Genomic DNA, 17,628 nt, shown 5'->3' on the forward strand with positions numbered 1-17,628 from the left:
GGTGACAGGCACCAAATATACATCACTGTATAATTAACCAAAAATTCCCGATTATCCTAAATACACCAAGTCTTTGAGTTCGTCTGTGGAGAGTTCGGTGATCCAGTTTTCGCTTTGGATGATTTGGTCGTTTAGGTGCTGTTTTTTCTCAAGCATGGCGTCGATTTTTTCTTCTAGTGTGCCGGTACAAATCAGTTTGTGGACGTGAACGAAGCGGGATTGACCGATCCGGTACGCTCTGTCTGTTGCTTGATTTTCAACTGCCGGATTCCACCATCGATCATAATGGATAACATGATTGGCCGCAGTCAGGTTCAGCCCGGTTCCACCTGCCTTCAAGGAAAGCAAGAACACTGGAAACTCCTGATTTTGGAACCGCTCAATCATATCGTCCCGCTGCATCTTTGGCACGCTTCCATTTAGGAACGGCACTTCAACTCCAAATTTCTTCTTAATTGTCGAACGAATCATTTCACCCATTTCGATGTATTGCGTGAATATGAGACAGCTTTCGCCAGAGTCTAATACAGCGTCAACAAGGTCGACAAGCTTCTCCAATTTATTTGAACGATCTAGAAGCAGCCTGTCAGCTGATTTTTCTTTTAGGTAGAGAGCAGGGTGATTACAAAGCTGCTTTAGCCTGCTGAGCATTTGCAGGATTAACCCCTTACGCTCAAAGCCTGACAGTTTTTCGATTTCAGCAAAGGTATCACGGACCAGCTGCTCATACAACGAAGCCTGCTCGGTTGTAAGCGGACAGTATTCTTTTTGTTCTTGTTTGTCAGGAAGATTGAGTGCCACTTCTTCATCCTTTTTCGTCCTCCTCATTAGGAATGGACGAATAAAGGATTGCAGCTCATTGACCTTTTCCTTTTTCTCATCCTTTTCAATCGGAATGACAAATTTCTTTTGAAATTGCCCCAAGCTGCCGAGATAGCCATGATTGGTAAAATCAAAAATCGACCACAACTCGGATAAACGGTTTTCCATCGGAGTACCCGTCAAGGCGATGTGATGTCCCCCGCGGAGCCTCCGCACCGCCCGCGACTGCTTCGTCCCAGCGTTTTTAATATTCTGAGCCTCATCAATGGAAATCGAACTCCACAGGATGGACTCGAACTCCTCAGAGTCCATATGACTTAATCCATACGAAGTCAGAACCACATCGGCATCTTTGATCTTTTCCTTAAAAGCGTCTTCCTTCAAGCGGTTTGAACCGTAATGCAAATACACATTCATCTCAGGAGCAAAGCGTTCAAGTTCCTTTTGCCAGTTACCTAGAACCGAAGTCGGGCAGATAATCAAAGCGGCCTTAACTGGCTTCTTTTTCATACTATCTTTAGAATCACTTCCGTCCTCGGTGCCTGTCACCATTTCAGGAATAGCCCCGATTTCTTCTTTTACCTTCAAAAGGTACGCAATTAATTGTACTGTTTTCCCAAGCCCCATGTCATCGGCAAGGACGGCACCAAAGCCATATTGACGCAGGAACCAGAGCCAGCTCATTCCCAGCTGCTGGTAAGGGCGGAGTTCACCCTGAAGCCCTGCAGGAACTTCTTCCAATGGTATCTCATGCGCTTCAGATAGCTGCTTTATCATTTTTTTCCATTGGCTATTTAATTCAATTTGAATCTTCGCGAATGCTTTTGGATTTTCAAGTTCATCTTCAGTCGGAGCTGTCTCAACCAGTTCCTGCTCAAGCAAATCCCTTACATGCAGGCCTTCTTTCTCAGCACGCTTCATCAGGTCCTGAATTTGTCGAATAAAGCCTGGATCGAGCTTCACCCAACGCCCGCGAATAAACACGAGTCGACGTTTTTCTTCGACAAGCTGGCCGAATTCTTCTTCGGACAGGTCGACACCATTCATGGAAAAACGCCAGTTGAAATCAAGCATAGCCTGCAGGCCGACAAATGACGGACGGTGGCTGGAGGAACCTTTTAAGGACGCCTTCACCTTTAAATTGGCATTCTTCATTGCTTGCCACCAGGCAGGGAGGAGGATCTCAACATCCAGCGCCACAAGGGTTTCACTGGCCTCGGTCAAGAACATCCAAGCTTCTTCCTCTGTTAGTCCTGATTTCAATGTGTTACCGTCCTCACTTAGCCACGGTATTAACCTTGCCCAGCGCCCTTGCTCACGGTCGACTCTTTCCAAAAATGGTTTCCATCGCGCAGGAATCTTTGCATCCAAGCCATAAACATCATCGACATTTTTTTTACCACGCAAAAAGACATCCAGGTTCCAAGGACCTTCTCCATCCAGAGGTTCCTCTAACCTCAATCCAATCGTGAAAGGGGTGTCACTCTCCTTGATTCCAACCCATTCAAGCCAGGTTTCCTCATCAAAATAGCTTGCCAGTTCCGCACCGGATATACCTTGTTTTCTCAATAAAGCAAGCTTTGGTCCAAACAACTCTTTCATTGAAGCATTTCGGGTTAAATATGCGTCTAGGGCATCGTTGTATAAATCGGAGATAAATTCCTGTACGGTTCCAGAAACTCGTGGATCAACTTCCTGGTCCCAAAAAGAAGGATCAAACTCATCCATGACACGAACGGGGAGCTGCCAGCGGAAGTCGCCATTCTCCCAAACCGAGAAGTCCGGGAGCCAATCTTTCTCGAGTATCCCTTCATGAAGAGTGTGAGCAGCGGCGAGGCAAATTTCGGATTGCTCACTCCAGTCCCAGTCAATAAACCGGTTGAACGACTCCTTCGCAAAAAGAGAAACAAGGTGCCAGCCAGTCACCACAACACCCTCGATGCCATCAACTGACTCGTTCTCCAGAAGTGTGCCAAAATAGCTCTCATCATGGCGGCTGAACAACACATTTTTCCACTCAGAAGGGGGTAAACCGTACCCGTGCTCATCCTCAGCAGCCAAAAGATAACGGCCATCAGCTAATTTAATTGTCAGAAGCTTAACAAATCTAGTTTTCAGCATCGTAATGTTACTCCTTTTACTAGGGTGGGGTGGAGAAAATAAGGATCTTAATTTCCATTTATTGTCTAAAAGTCCAAAACCCCTTAAAAAACATCCAAAACTACTCTAAAATAGTCCATAACTACTCTAAAAAGGTCCATAACCCTCAAAAAAAAGTCCAAAACCCCCGGAAAATAGTCCAAAACAAATCCTAGGTCCAACTACTAAAAAACTAATGGAATTTTTGGGGTTACTGTCCGCCTGAGGTGGACAGTGTCCACGAGCGGTGACAGGCACCAACTACCAACCACTCTATTCCTCTATGAGTTTGCTCCGTCGGCATTCTTCGTGGAAGGCGCGGAGTCTTTTGGTTTTTTCCATTAGGGTGTCGAGGAAGTATTGCCAGTCGTCGACGCGTTTGGTTTTTTTGTATAGGGTACGCAGTTTTTTTAAATGGCGGACGGCTGCTTTGTAGCTGGAACGGTTTTTTTGATTGATTTCGTTCAGCGCGGATTGGTGCAGCATGCCGAGCAGGACTTCTGGTTTTTCTTTTTCAATTATCTTAACGCGTTCCTTTGGCAGGTCATAAAAATTCCAGCCCATAAACGCCTGGAGATCGCCCCATTTGTCGTACTGCTTCCGTTCAAATAGCATAAATTCGTATTCCGTATAACTGTATGGCAGAGTCGATAGCAACGCGCGCTCATATAATTCAACCTTCCCATTCTCCGTAACGAAAGGAGTGATCGCCTTAAGCGACGCCCGGGTAAACGACGCACAGGAATGGTACGTTCGCAGAAAATCTAAATAGCCTTTAAGTTTCGAGATAAACAGCTCAAGTAGCGGTCCAACTCGTTTCCATGCTTTTGACTGTGACAATAGGTCAACCCAATGAAGCATATAGGGTGTAATCACCTTATCATCGATTTTAGTAATCAAGTCAAGCGCCAGCTCATCCTTTTGCTGCAAAAAGCTGATATGAATCCCAGCAACCATCAGCGGGTTAGGATTTTCCCAATCCTCCAAAGACTTCAGCCGGTCATTAATCAGGATAATTTCTTGCTCACGCCATTCTTTCTTTTTAAAAAGATTGGTCCAAAGGAGACGGTAAAGGTAGATACGCTCCTGTTCAAGGTCCGAACACACAGTCAACAGCTCAAACACTTCGTCCTTTAACTTTAAAATAAATTGATCAAAGTCAAACGGGAGCGATTGAACACCAATTTTCAAAACAACCTCATCGGCGTCCTCAATTAAGTTATGAAACACAGAGAGGTAGGCACGTCTGACCACATCCTCAGCAAACCCAGATTGCACGGTTAAGACCGCAAGCTTCTTAAAGGAAACGACAATCCCGACCATTTCATAGAGCAGACGCCATTCCTGTTCCACTGGAGCACTCGCTTTAATCCGCCGTTCGTAAATATTGAAGAGCTCCGCAATAATAAAAGGGCTTGAATATTTTTTCGAATTAAGAATTGTGTCGAAGCTGACTTCGAATGATTCAACCCAGCGGTCGTAATCAGGCTTCATCACACCATTAGCCTTAATCAAATCCTTTGCCTTTTGAAGCCCCCAGCTCGCAACGTCACTCTTCTCCTTCATCGGTTCGCGCCATTCCGCCACCCACTCGGCGACACTGCCGACTCTAGAATAAGCAGCAAAAAACACAGCCATTTGATGGCGGCACAGTCCCTCATGAGGGCAGGTACAACTACTTAACGACAAATGTGAAAAATTCAGTTTCACATGGCAGGGCGTCACGTCCTGTACCATCGCGGTAATTTGGGCATTCCATATTTGTAATTGCTTGACCATCCCTTGCCGGTACAGCATTAAGCCCTTTTGAACGAGCGTAACATCATCGACCGCATGCGGATGCAGCAAATCTTTAATCTCTTCTGCCAAAAGTTCAATCCGTTCATTAGCAGTCGTTGCCTCCAAAGCCACGACCCCCTTTTTTAGAAAAATCCATATTCCTATATTATACCCAATAATTGACCATTAGAGGAGGGAAAAGAGGATTCTATGTAATACAGGCTTTTTTATGAAAAAAATCGTCGCATATTTTTGTTTCCATTTAAAAGAAAAGCACCTGCCATCCGTGCAATTACCAAGTTTCGTCCTCCCACAAATAAAAAAGGTCCAGGCATTTGCAGCGCCTGGGCTTAAGTGTTTTCCGCTTCTGTGGTCGAAGGTGGATTCTGTCCCAGTTGTGTTGAGACATATTCGAACAAGTGATTTATATATTTACTAAGCTCAAAGCCTTCTTCACTAGCAAATTGTGATAATAGCAATTTAGATTCTTCCATTGGTTTCGTTCCCCCTTAAGATTACTTTCTATCAACATTTTTACCAATCTATCATTCTCTTATACATAAAAAATAAATTTAGTTCCAACGACCTGTTCAGTTATTATCTTGACATAACTTATATACCATATTCTGTGAATTTTTCTGGAAAACCCCCAAAAACACAGGTTGAAAAGATAATCTATGGGTAGGGAGGATGAGCAGGATGAGACAGAGGCGTGAGTACAAATCCCCATATGCAGCAGCGGTATGGTCAATGATGTTACCCGGTTTTGGACAATTTTATAATAAGGACTACGTAATCGGTTTGGTTTTAATCGGTTTTGAATTTCTGATAAATCTAAATTCAAATTTAAATCTAGCACTCGTTTACTCTTTCACTGGCGATTTCGCGCAGGCTCACAGCGTCCTTAATTACAGGTGGGGAATGTTTTACCCGTCACTCTATGCTTTTTCCATCTGGCAAGCGTTTAACTCAGCAAAAGCCTACAATGATAGATTTTTAGAGAACGTGTTGAAAAAAAGAACCCATCTGACAGGTTTTTTTATAGGACTGGTTGTTGGAATGGATGCTGGGTTGTTTTGGCATAATTTACCATTTTTAAATCAGTTTATGGTTCTAAGCATTTTTAACATGCCTGTGTTCAGCGGTCTGCTTTTTGGGTTGTTAGGTGCCTGGCTTGGACATTTTATTGAAAAAACAATCTTTCATAAAAATATCAGCAAATCGGAAGTAACAAACTAGTTATTCTTCAATCGTGTGCCCTGTTCATAACAGCAGCATTATGCTTCAGCTCGTTGAATTCACGTTGTTGCCGCTCGGTCTGATGTGCCAGCCAAGTTATCACACGTTCGAGTCGCTGACAATAATCCGGCGATTTCCCACCACCTTCAATTTCTTGTCCACTTACAAGGTATGTCAAAATGAGAAAACTTGCCACGGCGATACACCAAAAACCAGCCCTGCAGTGCAGGACTGGCAACCTTTTTCTATAACCTTTCGACTGAATCGATCTCTTGGGAAACATCAGGTTGCTGTGTTTTCACATCCTCTGCGAACCGATCCAACTCCCCTGTAGCACAAAACAAAACAAGCGCAATAAACAACGCAATTAAAAGCCTTTTCATCGAAGTGATCCCCCAGTTATTCCTTTTATCTCTACTCAATAAGACGTTAGCAAACGGTATTTGGTTCCATAAAACCGTTTGACAAAATCCGCGGAAATTTTCATTATGTTGCCATTCTAAAATCAATATGATATAGTACTTTTTGTATAAATGACCAAAATAGTATTTTAGTCAGTTTTTGGAGGTGAGTGGATTGGCAGTGATTGATCGGAAGAAGTTGATTCTTGAGGCGGCAGCGAAGTCCTTTTCCTTGTATGGGTACAAGGCGACGACGATGGATCAGGTTGCGAAGTTAGCCAATGTGGGGAAGGGAACAATCTACACCTTTTTTAAGACAAAAGAGGAGTTATTTGATGATATTATCAATTCGCTTATCGCTGATATCAGGTTCGAAGTGGAGAGTACTCTAGACGAATCAGCCACGATTCTTGATAATGTGAACAATGTGTTAGCCAGGATTCATGAGTTTCGGGAATCGCACCAATTGACGATAAAATTGATTCAAGAAGAACGAGATATGGGCACACAAACGGTCGTTGAAGCGATGCAGCGGGTGGAGCAATCGATCATCCAATACATGATGGCGATTATTCAAAAAGCAATCGATAAGGGTGAAATCAAAGCCTGCGATCCAGAGGTGACAGCCTTTGTAATGCTGAAGATGTACTTTTCCTTGGTGGTTGACTGGCAAAGGAACCATCCACCTTTAAAAAAAGAAGAGATCGCTAAGCTTTTTGAACTCTACTTACTAAAAGGCTTGTTAGCATGAGCCTTTTATTTTGGCAGAAGAGTGACCATTTGAACAAAGCGGTCAGTATTTTATAAACAAAAGTGACTAATTGAATAAAACAGTCAGACGGAGGTAACAAACATGAAAGGACTTAAAGCAGAATTAAAATCGATCTTTACCAATCGCAAAGTATTAGTTCCCATCATCGCCATCCTCTCTTTATTCCGGTTCTATATGCCGGGATGTTTTTGTGGGCGTTTTGGGATCCGTATAAATATTTAGGCGACCTGCCTGTGGCGATTGTCAATCAGGATGAGGGCGCGGAACTGGCCGGACAGAGGCTTGAGATTGGCGACGACCTGGTCAATAATCTGAAGAAAAGCAATACGTTTGATTTTGACATAGTGGACAAAGAGCAGGGCTACCAAGGCTTGGAGGATCAAAAGTATTATATTCTAGTGGAAATTCCACGTGATTTTTCAAAAAATGCCACAACACTGCTTGAGGATCAACCACAAAAGCTCCAAATTAAATATGTTCCGAATGAAGGAGCAAACTTCCTATCCGCGCAAATTGGGGAAACTGCGATGAAGGAAATTAAAGCCGAGATTTCAAAACAAATCGTCGCCACGTATTCCGAAAGCATTTTTGAAAAAATAACCGAAATGGGCGACGGGTTAGCGCAAGCAAGTGAGGGAGCCGGCCAGCTCAATGACGGTTCGGCAAAACTAAACGAAGGTGCCGGACAAATCAAAGAAAATCTTCAAACCCTAGCAAGCAAATCAATTGAATTCGAAAAAGGCATCAACAGCGCCGCAGCTGGTACAACCGAAGTCGCCAAAGGAACAGCCGCCATCCAGCAAGGATTACAAGAAGCGGATGACAAGCTGTCACTTTTGGTGACAGGCACCGAAAAAGCACAAGCGGGAGCAGAGCAGATTAAAAAAGAGCTGCCGGCGGGAATTGCAGCTGGGATTACCTCACAGTTAGCTGGAAGTACGGAAGAATTGAATGAGGGTATTGATCAGTTTGAAAAGCAGTTGAATGCGCGCTTGTCTGCACAGATTGCGGACCAAATGATTGCGCAGCAAACGGCAAAAATGCAGGAGCTTGCTGGTGCGCTAATGGCCAAGGGCATTCCAGCTGAAACAGTATCTGAAGTCATGGCTCAGCAAACTGCGCCAACTAAGGCAGAAGTCCAACAGCAGGTTGCTCAAGCAATCACACCTGGATTACATCAGGGTTTCACGGAATTTAAGTCACAGGTAAATGGACAATTGCAGGGAGCGACTGCTGGTTTAGAGTCACAATTGAAAAAGCAAACTGATCCAGTCTTTGACCAATTAATTGGAGGAATCGGTGAAATCAATGCTAACCAGGTGAAATTACAACAAGGAATCCACCAGCTTTATACGGGGTCCACTGCACTTAATGCGGGCGCCAACCAACTAACAGCTGGGATGGGAGAACTAACTGCTGGTGCGGATAAAATAACTGAAGGTACCGGTAAGCTTGCAGAAGGTTCTACAGAATTACAAGCAGGCACAGAGAAACTTCAGAATGGCACCTCCGAATTAAACGAGAAGCTATCACAGGGTGCGGAAGCCGCAAACAGTGTCCAAGCGGATGATGACACCTATGATATGATGGGCGAGCCAGTAAAGGTTGATAAAAATGAGATTAACAACGTGCCAAACTACGGTACCGGATTCGCACCATATTTTATCTCACTTGGCCTCTTTGTAGGTGCACTGATTATCTCTATTGTTTTTGGACTAAGAGAACCTGCCGTTCAACCGGCGTCTGCAAGAGAATGGTTCCTCGGTAAATTAGGAGTCATCACGATAATCGGTGTTGTTCAAGCACTATTGGTGGATTTTGTGTTACTAGTGGGTTTAGGCATCGAGGTACAGAGTCTGCCGTTGTTTATTGTGACAACGATTATCACCAGCATGGTGTTTGTAACATTAATCCAAATGCTTGTTACGACGCTTGCGGATGTGGGCCGTTTCATCGCCATTCTCATCTTGATCATGCAATTAACCACAAGCGCGGGCACCTTCCCACTTGCGTTAATTCCAGAGGCACTGCAGCCATTTAACGCGTTCTTCCCAATGACGTACAGCGTTCAGGCGTTTAAAGCAGTGATTTCAAGCGGGAACTTAGCCTATATGTGGCATAACAACTTAATCCTGCTTGCCTACATGGCTGGGTTTATGGTTGTGACATTCACTTACTTGACGATTCGTTTTAAAAGAAGTAAGGCTAATGCTCATATGATGGAGCAAGCAGCATAAGATTGTGGAAACACCGGGTTCGCGGTAGGAGGCGGACTCGGTGTTTTTTATTAGGGTGTGGGGTTACCTGCCAAAAAGGTATCTTAACCTGCGAATATTATTCACTTACCTGCACAGATTCCTTTTTCGCGTTATTTTTAAAATTTATTAGTAGTGCGTTCCCTCTGTACTTATAGGTGAAGCAATGACATTAATAAATAATATGTAGACCGGAAACAGCAAGGAAGACCCAAAAATTAATAAACTAAATCTAGGAAATAGCGTCACTCCTGTATTAAGAGGAACGAAGACGGTGAAAAAGTAGAATAAGAAAATAAAATAAGGTACCCACAGAATAAGTGTCCAATAATGGTGTTTCCTGCCTAACATCCATTTTTTTGTTAAGCTAAAAAAGATAAGGGTTGAAAGAAGAAGTCCAATAACATTAATAATAGCAATGACAATGTAAACATGGTCCCATTCAAAGCCATATAATTCACTAATATGAGAAACATTGATAATGAGTTCAATGGCGATAAACAACGCTAAGGCGTATAAAGCACTAATCGTATTTAACTTTACAAAAAACTTCATCATTACCTCCGTAAATCCGTTAATCTCGTATTCCATTATACATCTTCTTAAAGGAAACGGGTGTGAATTCGGATTTTAAACCTCTTCTAGTAAAAGAATAGGATTAGTAGCAGATACCTACACGTGATTTTATATAATCGCTTGCTTTTATTTGTTTAAAAGTAAATTCTGCTGTATCTTGTACGGATATTTCAACTCCACCCTCCGGCAAAAAATCTCGGTCGATTCGATATTTGCCCACCCTTTTTCCATCCGGCAAGTACGTAGGACAGACAATTGTCCATTCGAGAGTTGATTGTTTGAGCACATCGTAAACTTTATGATGTTCTTTCGCTGCACGGGTTGACTTACGCTTTGATTCACTTGATTGATAACGCAGAGAACTCGGTGTAGTTCTACTCTGCAGAATACCTGCAGTTCCTATCGTTATGATTCGTTTTATACCTTCGTTTTCCATTGCTTCGATAATAAGTGGCATACTTTCTGATAGAGTGGTTGTGCCATCAGTATTTAGTGCACTAATAACGACATCCATCCCATGCATGGCACGTACGATATCAAATTTATTTAAAACATTCCCTTGAATAATCGTTAAATTTTCATTATTTATTTGAACCTTCTCCGGAGTGCGAACTAATACAGTAACATGATGTTTTTCATGAAGAGCATAAGTAACGATTTGACTTCCAACTCGCCCAGTAGCACCTAAAAGTAAAATATTCATAAAATTAAGCCTCCCTTGCAAATACTAATAGTTTACTATAAAAGATATTTTAATGTCTTTTAAGTTTTAAAAGTAAAACAAAAATTAAAATGAATCATTAGGAAAATAGTAAATGCGTTGTACCATCGTACAACGCATAATTTGTCATCTCTTTTGTTAGATCATCCTTGGACCAGAGACCATTCGATTATTCAGAATCTGGTTGTTTTTCTAACCATCCATGTTTTACCATAATATTGTAAGAAAAAGCACCAGCCTCCATAGCGTGCGTAAATACTTTAGTATAGTTTACGAGTATATCCGATCTGAAGCTGGAACCTAATGATGCACCATAGTAAGTAAGGGCTGCATTGACTAAAAAACCTGCATGAAACATGATCAATTTGTCAGAAAATGGGCTTACAGTAGAATCGGTAATCTCGGCATCCCATTTCTCAGGGATTGGTAAATGTTCCTCCTGTAAGATGGCATCGAAGCTTTCAGCATCTTTCCTTGCTAATTTTACATTTTTTAACAAAAAATTACGAACGTCTTCACGTACTGCTACCTGACTAAAAGCTAAACTTAACGAACTGATAAATCCAGTTTTCGTTGAATTAAAAAATAGAGTGCTGATTTCCGAACTATTTAATGGTCTTTTGTCTCCAATTAAATTAGAAATGAATCCTGGTGTTTCCATAAACTTCACCCCATGAGGAGAAGGAATGGAGGGAACACTTTTAAATTTTGGCTGGTCTTTAGCCAATTCCACGATTCTTTGAAACAAGTCCTTTGTAGAAGCCATACATTCAAAAAAATAATTTTGAATGTCCTGTCGCTCAGAGTTTGTAATCGCTAAGCTATATGCGGTTAAACCATGTATGGTCATAATATAGGAATAAAAAAGTAAAAATTGATCAGAAAAAAGACGAGGAGCATTAACATTCACGTCATTTTCTGTAAATCCTAATGGGATTTGGAAATTAGCACTTTTTAAGAATTCAGTGATTTTTGTAACATGGCTCTCAGCTAGCTGTAATGCGATTTCCATAATGGGTTTTATCTCTTTGTTTTCAACAATGTTAAGAAAATATTTGTAAACACAGATTGCCATACTATCACCTGTATATTGTAGCCAAAGAGCAGATACTTCGGCAGCGGTTAAAGTGTTGGTTTTTGTTTTCCTGAAAATATCCAAAAGAAATGCCTCCAATTTATTATTCAGAGATTATTTTATGGTATTGGTAATCCAGTTTAACGTTGAGTCAGAGAAACTATGTATTTTTCCTATTTTTTCACCTCGGTTTCTTCTAGCTTTTACCATGATTAAGAAAAATATGAGTTCGCTGCCGCGTTCTTTTTTGTTTGTACTAACAGCAGGTTAATTTAAAAAGGAGCAAGCAAGATGAATGTAGAATACACATAGGATGGATAAAGGAGGGGGTCTTATGGATTTAGAGATACATAGTGATTTTACTAAGGTAAATCTTGATGAAATGAAAGATATATATGTTTCTGTTGGGTGGACAAAGCATTCAAATGAGATTATTAAACATGTATTCGAAGCAAGTAATGTCTTTGCTTTTGTTACTGTAAATAGTAGAGTTGTTGGATTTGGAAGAGCTATGACTGATGGAGTTTTTAATGCTGCCATATACGACGTTTTAGTATATCCAGAGTTTCAAAAACAAGGAATAGCCAAAAAAATAATGGAGTATTTACTTGCTAACTAAGTAATATTTCGTGTGTTCACTTAATCTCAACAACTGGAAATGAAGGATTTTATATCGTCACAGCCTGAATCCATAAGTATTGATCAAGATAAATATGCCCAAGGTTCCAGCGGATATTATTATTGAATCCCTTTGGAATCACTGCAGCCTTATCTTCTGTTACATTTTCTAGGACCCCTAAAATATAGCTTCGATAGCTTTCTAATTGGTTAAACAAAACCTCATGACGACGATTCATATGTATACCTCCTTTTTTTCACTAGCATTTTATTCGTTATAAAAGTGGAAAATCCTGCTATAATTTTGAGGTCGTACTAGATTCGGCACTTAAAATGCCTAAACAAAAAAAGCTGACTTGAAAAAGTCAGTCCATGTGACACCAGGTGCTTCCTCGCGTCTTATATAGTTTATTCAATCGGTTGGATAAGGGTTACACTCTTATCAAATAAAGGGAAAAGTAAATGAATATAGAATTATTGAACATGAGAAAGGTGTGAGGCTACTACTTTAATTAGAAGTTATACCATCGCAGTGGGACTGCAATTATAATCATTAATACTATAATGGCTATCATTCTAATAGGACTAATTCAAATTATGATGAGTTTATTATCCAGGATTGCGCCAACTATCATCGGAAAGGGAATTCCGTTGTTCGTGCCAGGGGACCAGGAAAACAAACTCACGCTGGTCGATGTTCGCTCGTTTAAACAGTTTGCCGAATTGCATTATGAAGCAAAAAAATAAACATGGACCCCTGGCCGGCCACTATTACCTAGCCGTTTCCGTATAAGTAACATTCACAACTTGTTCAGTTTCCTTGATAAATTCAATGTCTACATAAACACCGAATTCTTTCTGGTTTTCCTTTAACCATAATTTGAATTTCTCAGTTGAGGTACGGTTTCCATTTTGTCTTCCAACATAAAGATAATCAACGACTTCGGCATTCGGATACTTTTCCTTTGTCTTGTCCAATGCTATCTTACTCCACTTAGCATAGGGAGGAGTCGGTTTCTGCTGGGCATAGGCAGTATCGTCGAATTGAGGTAGATAGGCACTGTTAAAGCTAAAAAGTATCAAAAAACAAACTAGAAGCTTTTTCATGTAAGCACCCCCTTTATGTGTCTTACTATGATGGCATCCCATGTGAAAAATATGTATTTGGCATATATAAACGGTATATTTGACCCATTAAAAACGGAGGTATGAGAGCTTGAAGAAAAGAATTGGCTGTCTGCATGCACATTATTCGAACATAGAATATATAGAAATAGCACTTTCGACCTATAACGTCGAATTAAGTCACTTTGTTGACCCAGGGTTGATGGTTCGTGTGATGACGGACCCGAATTTCACGGAATCTGATGCGCAGAAGAAAGTGAAGGAGCAAATAGAATGGGTGGTAGAATCGGGTGTGGACGCCGTCCTTATCACCTGTACGAACTATATTGCCTTATTGGGAGAGCTTGCAACAAACGTGCCGATTATTAAGATGGATGAACCGTATTTTGAAGCTCTTTGTAAAATTGACCAGCCGCAGGCGATTGTGTTTACGAACCCTGATACGGTCTCTGGCACGATGAACCGGCTTCAGCAATTTGGAGAATCCCGGCAGAAAACGCTCGATATCGAGGTTCAGGTTATTGAGAATACCTTTGAATTAATCATGAGCGGAAAAAAAGATGAGTACCAAAAAGCAGTGTTTGATTTTTTGAAAAATCATCAGCAGAGAGTAGTTTCTGTTGCGCAGTTATCGATGGTTGGGGCTGCACAAGAGGTAGAGCGTGAGACTTCCCGGACGATTATCAATCCTTTGAATGCGCTTGTCACATCTATGGTGAAGCAACTAAATCTAGAGGAAAAGGATTAACCTATAATCCTTTTCCGCCTCTAGGAACGAGCGTCGAAATCCTTTCCATGCCAGCAAGGATTGGTTTCGCACGCTGGATCAATGTTTGCGTAGACTCCAATGTTAATGATTCTTGATGGGCACTCTCGCTGCTCCACACCTCATAAACATAAACAGCGTTAGGGTCTTCAGGTGCCACACTTACTAGATATAACTCGCATTCTACATGCTTTTGCAGCGATTCAGCCGCTTCTAATAGGATCGCTGCTAACTGTTCGCGCTCGCCTTCTTTAGCAATTAATTTACCGTAAATCCCGAATTTCTCCACATTTCATACCTCCTCATGTAAGTAACCATTCTACTGTCATCGCCTTAATTCCTTTTCTATATACAAAAATTTTTCTATCATCCATTTTTTTACCAATACTTTGGGTAAATTAAGAGGAAAATATGATCAAGGCAGGGAATTCGATGAGTGATGCTCAAAAAGAGGCTTTAAAAAAGTTAATAAAAGAACAACAAGAGGGAGCCGTGCAATGGCTAAAATATTGGCAAGAGTTTTCAGCCTTTGATACGTGGCAATTTTGGTTTCATGTGGTGATGTTTGTGTCCCCGCTAATCGTTCTTTATTTTGCGATGGACTGGAAACGGGCACTCCAGCTCGGTTTTTATGGATTCAACGTCCATATGTGGTTTGCTTATATTGATGATTTTGGTGCGACCCAAGCACTGTGGACGTATCCTTATAAAATGATACCCTTTATCTCACATAGTGTCGGATTGGACGCATCGCTTGTCCCGGTATCGTTCATGCTGGTGTACCAATGGACGATTAAACATAAGAAAAATTATTACCTATATACACTGCTATTAAGTTTATTTCTTTCATTTATTCTAAAACCTATTTTTGTCATGCACAAATTGTTCAAGTTCAACGCATGGGTAAACTACTTTCACCTGTTTCTAAGCTATATCGTAATCCTCGTCTTATCAAAAGTTATTACAGACATCTTTTTGTATTTGCAAAAAAATGCGGAGAAAAAGGGGACTAAAGTGGGGACCAAAAGGAAAGGTCCAGTGTTAAAATAATTTTGTTTATCTGCCTGATTAACCATTCTATCTGCAAAACGAAGGCTTCACCTGCCAATAAGTCTGGAAGGCAAATCTACATAGCAGAAAAAGCCAGGCGGTAGCCTGGCTGTGGTAATTAAATGGATAAAATGGTACTAAATAAAGTTTAACTCCTGTGAGGAGGCCTGTTCTTAAAGTCCTTATTTCATGAACCCCAGCATACCTGCCAAAAGTGAAGCTCTACCTGCAAAAAGGTTAGTTTATCTGCCTAATTAACCCTTCTAACTGCAAAAACTCAAGATTCACCTGCCAACGAGGACCGAAGGCAGATCTACATAGCTGAAATAGCCAGGCGGCAGCCTAGCTCTGGTAATCAAATGGATATAATGAGTCGAAATGAAGCTTAAATCATGGGCCGAAGTATGTTTTTAGAGTACCTTTTTTCATGGAACACAACTTACCTGCAAAAAATGTAGCCCTACCTGCCTAAAAGATTTGTTTACCTGCCTGATTAACCACTCTACCTGCAAAATTCAGTCTTTCACATGCGACCAGTAGTCCTGAAGCCAAACTAATAGAAAGGGGCGAACAAAGTTGGAACACAACTACCTAGAAGCTCATCGTTTTAGCAGCCGACATCGGAAGGAACTTGAAAAGGATAAAATATGTGGTTGTTTTTATTGCACTAAGATCTTTAGTCCTGCGGAAATCACGGAGTGGATCGATGATGACGATACAGCGCTTTGCCCTTATTGTGGGATAGATTCGGTGATAGGTGAAAGCTCCGGTTTTCCGATTACAGAACAGGTCCTACAAGAAATGCATCGGGTTTGGTTTTAGCTAATACAGTCGAATGAGGGATAGTAATCGAAATGGCTTAAAGTCTGGTGCTTTACACATAGTTCAGAAATGAATTAAATATTTGATGACCATATGTTTCGATTTATTGAGAAAAATTCATCGAATAATAGAGTAATCAATGAAATGTATGCTGAATTGTGTTCCCTAAATGATCAAATTGAAATATTTACAATACAGGTGTGTGCCCTAAGAAATGATTTGGGACTTACTCTTTTAAAAAATTATAAGAAAGGGGAATTGATTTATTAAATTGTTTTTCAACAAAATGAGCCAGGCAAATTGTGCCTGGCTTTAATAGTTTAAAAGGTTTAATAGAATCGTTTGAAACCATCAAAATGCTCAGTGTAATAAGGGTTACTTAGATTTGCAATCGAAACACCCTTTTTCTCATCGGCATGGATGAATTGGTTGTTACCAATATAGATACCAACATGAGAGATACCCTTTTTATATGTATTTTCAAAAAATACAAGATCGCCTGGCTGTGGCTGGTCAACGTAGAAGGTACGGCTGTAGTAGCCTTCTGCTGAATAGCGGCCGATTTTCTTGCCGGCTTGATTGGCTGCGTAGTAGATAAAGCCGCTGCAATCAAATCCATTTAACGAGGAGCCACCCCATGCATAAGGTATACCCATAACACTATATGCTGCATTAACGAATGCTGCAGCAAATTCTCCAGTTACTGGTGTGACTGCCGGAGCTGCAGGAGCGACAGGTGCCTGTGGTGTAGGCGTCGTTACTACTGGTGCCTTAACACTTAATTTCTGCCCGATATAGATCCTATCCGAATTCAAGCCGTTAAGACTCTTTAACTCCTGAACACTCATTTTATACTGTAAACCAATTTTGCTTAAAGTATCACCATTAACTACTGTATAGACAGAAACGGCTGAAGTGTCAGCAGGTGGTGCACTTGGCGTTTCAGCAGGAGGTGGAGCGGTTGGTACAGAAACGACTGAAACCTTCAGTGTTTGTCCAATATAAATCCTGTCTGAATTTAACCCATTAAGTGATATCAACTCCGCAACGGTTGTGCTAAACAGCTTAGCAATTTTCCCAAGATAATCACCGCTTTTAACTACATAATCACTAGTTGATGTAGATGGAGTTACTTCAGGCTGGCTTTGTTCGTTAGTTGCCGAAACCGTAAGTGTTTGATTTGGGTAAATCCTATCCGACGTTAAGCCGTTTAGTTCTTTAATTTTCGGGACAGATGTTTGATGTTTTGAAGCAATTTTTGATAGTGTATCCCCTTTTTGTACGGTATAGGTACTCGCATAAGCGGACCCAGCATAAACAGCTGAGAGGACGGCAGCAGTCGAAACGGCTCGAACGATTGTTTTCTTCACCTAGTAATCACCTCTATTATTCTGGTATTTTAAACATATTCTACCATGAATTCCCTCAAATGGTTACACAAAATTACAAATGGGTACATTGATATGCA

The 17,628-nt window shown here is 41.1% G+C and carries 18 protein-coding genes and 1 pseudogene; 8 read left to right on the top strand and 11 right to left on the bottom strand.

From position 1 onward, the window contains the following. Nucleotides 1–51: 51 nt before the first annotated feature. The 3 genes from QFZ28_RS03600 to QFZ28_RS03610 form a co-directional block, all read right to left on the bottom strand. Nucleotides 52–2,943, bottom strand: a complete 2,892-nt coding sequence (locus QFZ28_RS03600; RefSeq protein WP_307193378.1) for a DEAD/DEAH box helicase — start codon at nucleotides 2,941–2,943, stop codon at nucleotides 52–54. A gap of 291 nt (nucleotides 2,944–3,234) precedes the next feature. Next, entirely contained in the window at nucleotides 3,235–4,866 is a 1,632-nt protein-coding gene (locus tag QFZ28_RS03605; RefSeq protein WP_307193379.1) for an SWIM zinc finger family protein, read from the bottom strand. 224 nt (nucleotides 4,867–5,090) lie between these two features. Next, nucleotides 5,091–5,234: a hypothetical protein gene (locus QFZ28_RS03610; RefSeq protein ID WP_307193380.1), complete on the bottom strand. Its 144-nt coding sequence runs from the start codon at nucleotides 5,232–5,234 to the stop codon at nucleotides 5,091–5,093. A gap of 196 nt (nucleotides 5,235–5,430) precedes the next feature. Here QFZ28_RS03610 and QFZ28_RS03615 point away from each other — a divergent pair, with 196 nt between their 5' ends. Next, entirely contained in the window at nucleotides 5,431–5,979 is a 549-nt protein-coding gene (locus QFZ28_RS03615; protein ID WP_307193381.1) for a hypothetical protein, read from the top strand. Between the two features lie 245 nt (nucleotides 5,980–6,224). On the opposite strand, the gene QFZ28_RS03620 is transcribed toward QFZ28_RS03615, so the two are convergent. Next, nucleotides 6,225–6,362 carry a hypothetical protein gene (locus QFZ28_RS03620; RefSeq protein ID WP_307193382.1) on the bottom strand — a complete coding sequence of 46 codons (138 nt, stop codon included), beginning with the start codon at nucleotides 6,360–6,362 and terminating at the stop codon, nucleotides 6,225–6,227. A gap of 202 nt (nucleotides 6,363–6,564) precedes the next feature. Between QFZ28_RS03620 and QFZ28_RS03625 the strand changes: the two genes are divergently transcribed. Beyond that, nucleotides 6,565–7,131, top strand: a complete 567-nt coding sequence (locus QFZ28_RS03625; protein ID WP_373428108.1) for a TetR/AcrR family transcriptional regulator — start codon at nucleotides 6,565–6,567, stop codon at nucleotides 7,129–7,131. Between the two features lie 209 nt (nucleotides 7,132–7,340). Next, nucleotides 7,341–9,389 carry a YhgE/Pip family protein gene (locus QFZ28_RS03630; protein ID WP_307193383.1) on the top strand — a complete coding sequence of 683 codons (2,049 nt, stop codon included), beginning with the start codon at nucleotides 7,341–7,343 and terminating at the stop codon, nucleotides 9,387–9,389. A gap of 147 nt (nucleotides 9,390–9,536) precedes the next feature. Here QFZ28_RS03630 and QFZ28_RS03635 read toward each other — a convergent pair whose 3' ends face one another. The 3 genes from QFZ28_RS03635 to QFZ28_RS03645 all read right to left on the bottom strand — a co-directional run bounded on the left by QFZ28_RS03635 (nucleotide 9,537) and on the right by QFZ28_RS03645 (nucleotide 11,863). Next, nucleotides 9,537–9,998: a hypothetical protein gene (locus tag QFZ28_RS03635; protein ID WP_307193384.1), complete on the bottom strand. Its 462-nt coding sequence runs from the start codon at nucleotides 9,996–9,998 to the stop codon at nucleotides 9,537–9,539. Between the two features lie 67 nt (nucleotides 9,999–10,065). Continuing rightward, nucleotides 10,066–10,686, bottom strand: a complete 621-nt coding sequence (locus QFZ28_RS03640) for an NAD(P)-dependent oxidoreductase (RefSeq protein ID WP_307193385.1) — start codon at nucleotides 10,684–10,686, stop codon at nucleotides 10,066–10,068. A gap of 187 nt (nucleotides 10,687–10,873) precedes the next feature. Beyond that, complete coding sequence (locus tag QFZ28_RS03645) at nucleotides 10,874–11,863, bottom strand: DUF3231 family protein (protein ID WP_307193386.1); 990 nt, start codon at nucleotides 11,861–11,863, stop codon at nucleotides 10,874–10,876. A 250-nt stretch (nucleotides 11,864–12,113) separates the two neighbouring features. Between QFZ28_RS03645 and QFZ28_RS03650 the strand changes: the two genes are divergently transcribed. Then, complete coding sequence (locus tag QFZ28_RS03650; protein ID WP_307193387.1) at nucleotides 12,114–12,398, top strand: GNAT family N-acetyltransferase; 285 nt, start codon at nucleotides 12,114–12,116, stop codon at nucleotides 12,396–12,398. A 55-nt stretch (nucleotides 12,399–12,453) separates the two neighbouring features. On the opposite strand, the pseudogene QFZ28_RS03655 reads toward QFZ28_RS03650, so the two are convergent. Then, nucleotides 12,454–12,636: pseudogene (locus tag QFZ28_RS03655) on the bottom strand (DinB family protein); the annotation flags it as partial. Between the two features lie 325 nt (nucleotides 12,637–12,961). Between QFZ28_RS03655 and QFZ28_RS03660 the strand changes: the two are divergent. After that, nucleotides 12,962–13,144: a hypothetical protein gene (locus QFZ28_RS03660; RefSeq protein ID WP_307193388.1), complete on the top strand. Its 183-nt coding sequence runs from the start codon at nucleotides 12,962–12,964 to the stop codon at nucleotides 13,142–13,144. A 24-nt stretch (nucleotides 13,145–13,168) separates the two neighbouring features. Here the strand turns inward: QFZ28_RS03660 and QFZ28_RS03665 are convergent, their stop codons facing one another. Then, nucleotides 13,169–13,504 carry a DUF3889 domain-containing protein gene (locus QFZ28_RS03665; protein ID WP_307193389.1) on the bottom strand — a complete coding sequence of 112 codons (336 nt, stop codon included), beginning with the start codon at nucleotides 13,502–13,504 and terminating at the stop codon, nucleotides 13,169–13,171. Nucleotides 13,505–13,613: 109 nt separating this feature from the next. On the opposite strand from QFZ28_RS03665, the gene QFZ28_RS03670 reads away from it, so the two are divergent. Further along, nucleotides 13,614–14,270, top strand: a complete 657-nt coding sequence (locus QFZ28_RS03670) for a hypothetical protein (protein ID WP_307193390.1) — start codon at nucleotides 13,614–13,616, stop codon at nucleotides 14,268–14,270. A gap of 1 nt (nucleotide 14,271) precedes the next feature. Here QFZ28_RS03670 and QFZ28_RS03675 read toward each other — a convergent pair whose 3' ends face one another. Then, entirely contained in the window at nucleotides 14,272–14,577 is a 306-nt protein-coding gene (locus QFZ28_RS03675) for a putative quinol monooxygenase (RefSeq protein ID WP_307193391.1), read from the bottom strand. A gap of 143 nt (nucleotides 14,578–14,720) precedes the next feature. Here QFZ28_RS03675 and QFZ28_RS03680 point away from each other — a divergent pair, with 143 nt between their 5' ends. After that, nucleotides 14,721–15,338: a CBO0543 family protein gene (locus tag QFZ28_RS03680; RefSeq protein ID WP_307193392.1), complete on the top strand. Its 618-nt coding sequence runs from the start codon at nucleotides 14,721–14,723 to the stop codon at nucleotides 15,336–15,338. 576 nt (nucleotides 15,339–15,914) lie between these two features. Then, nucleotides 15,915–16,160 carry a cytoplasmic protein gene (locus QFZ28_RS03685; protein WP_307193393.1) on the top strand — a complete coding sequence of 82 codons (246 nt, stop codon included), beginning with the start codon at nucleotides 15,915–15,917 and terminating at the stop codon, nucleotides 16,158–16,160. A 329-nt stretch (nucleotides 16,161–16,489) separates the two neighbouring features. On the opposite strand, the gene QFZ28_RS03690 is transcribed toward QFZ28_RS03685, so the two are convergent. Continuing rightward, nucleotides 16,490–17,530 (bottom strand): C40 family peptidase, encoded by a 1,041-nt coding sequence (locus tag QFZ28_RS03690; RefSeq protein WP_307193394.1) that lies wholly within the window; start codon nucleotides 17,528–17,530, stop codon nucleotides 16,490–16,492. Between the last annotated feature and the right edge of the window lie 98 nt (nucleotides 17,531–17,628).

The organism is Neobacillus niacini (assembly GCF_030817695.1).
Taxonomy (GTDB): Bacteria; Bacillota; Bacilli; order Bacillales; family Cytobacillaceae; genus Neobacillus; species Neobacillus niacini_F.

Excerpts from the sequence above, each read along its gene's own strand:
- QFZ28_RS03600 (WP_307193378.1), bottom strand. The coding sequence starts at position 2,943 with ATGCTGAAAACTAGATTTGTTAAGCTTCTGACAATTAAATTAGCTGAT.
- QFZ28_RS03610 (WP_307193380.1), bottom strand. The coding sequence starts at position 5,234 with ATGGAAGAATCTAAATTGCTATTATCACAATTTGCTAGTGAAGAAGGC.
- QFZ28_RS03615 (WP_307193381.1), top strand. The coding sequence starts at position 5,431 with ATGAGCAGGATGAGACAGAGGCGTGAGTACAAATCCCCATATGCAGCA.
- QFZ28_RS03620 (WP_307193382.1), bottom strand. The coding sequence starts at position 6,362 with ATGAAAAGGCTTTTAATTGCGTTGTTTATTGCGCTTGTTTTGTTTTGT.
- QFZ28_RS03635 (WP_307193384.1), bottom strand. The coding sequence starts at position 9,998 with ATGGAATACGAGATTAACGGATTTACGGAGGTAATGATGAAGTTTTTT.
- QFZ28_RS03640 (WP_307193385.1), bottom strand. The coding sequence starts at position 10,686 with ATGAATATTTTACTTTTAGGTGCTACTGGGCGAGTTGGAAGTCAAATC.
- QFZ28_RS03650 (WP_307193387.1), top strand. The coding sequence starts at position 12,114 with ATGGATTTAGAGATACATAGTGATTTTACTAAGGTAAATCTTGATGAA.
- QFZ28_RS03660 (WP_307193388.1), top strand. The coding sequence starts at position 12,962 with ATGGCTATCATTCTAATAGGACTAATTCAAATTATGATGAGTTTATTA.
- QFZ28_RS03665 (WP_307193389.1), bottom strand. The coding sequence starts at position 13,504 with ATGAAAAAGCTTCTAGTTTGTTTTTTGATACTTTTTAGCTTTAACAGT.
- QFZ28_RS03680 (WP_307193392.1), top strand. The coding sequence starts at position 14,721 with ATGAGTGATGCTCAAAAAGAGGCTTTAAAAAAGTTAATAAAAGAACAA.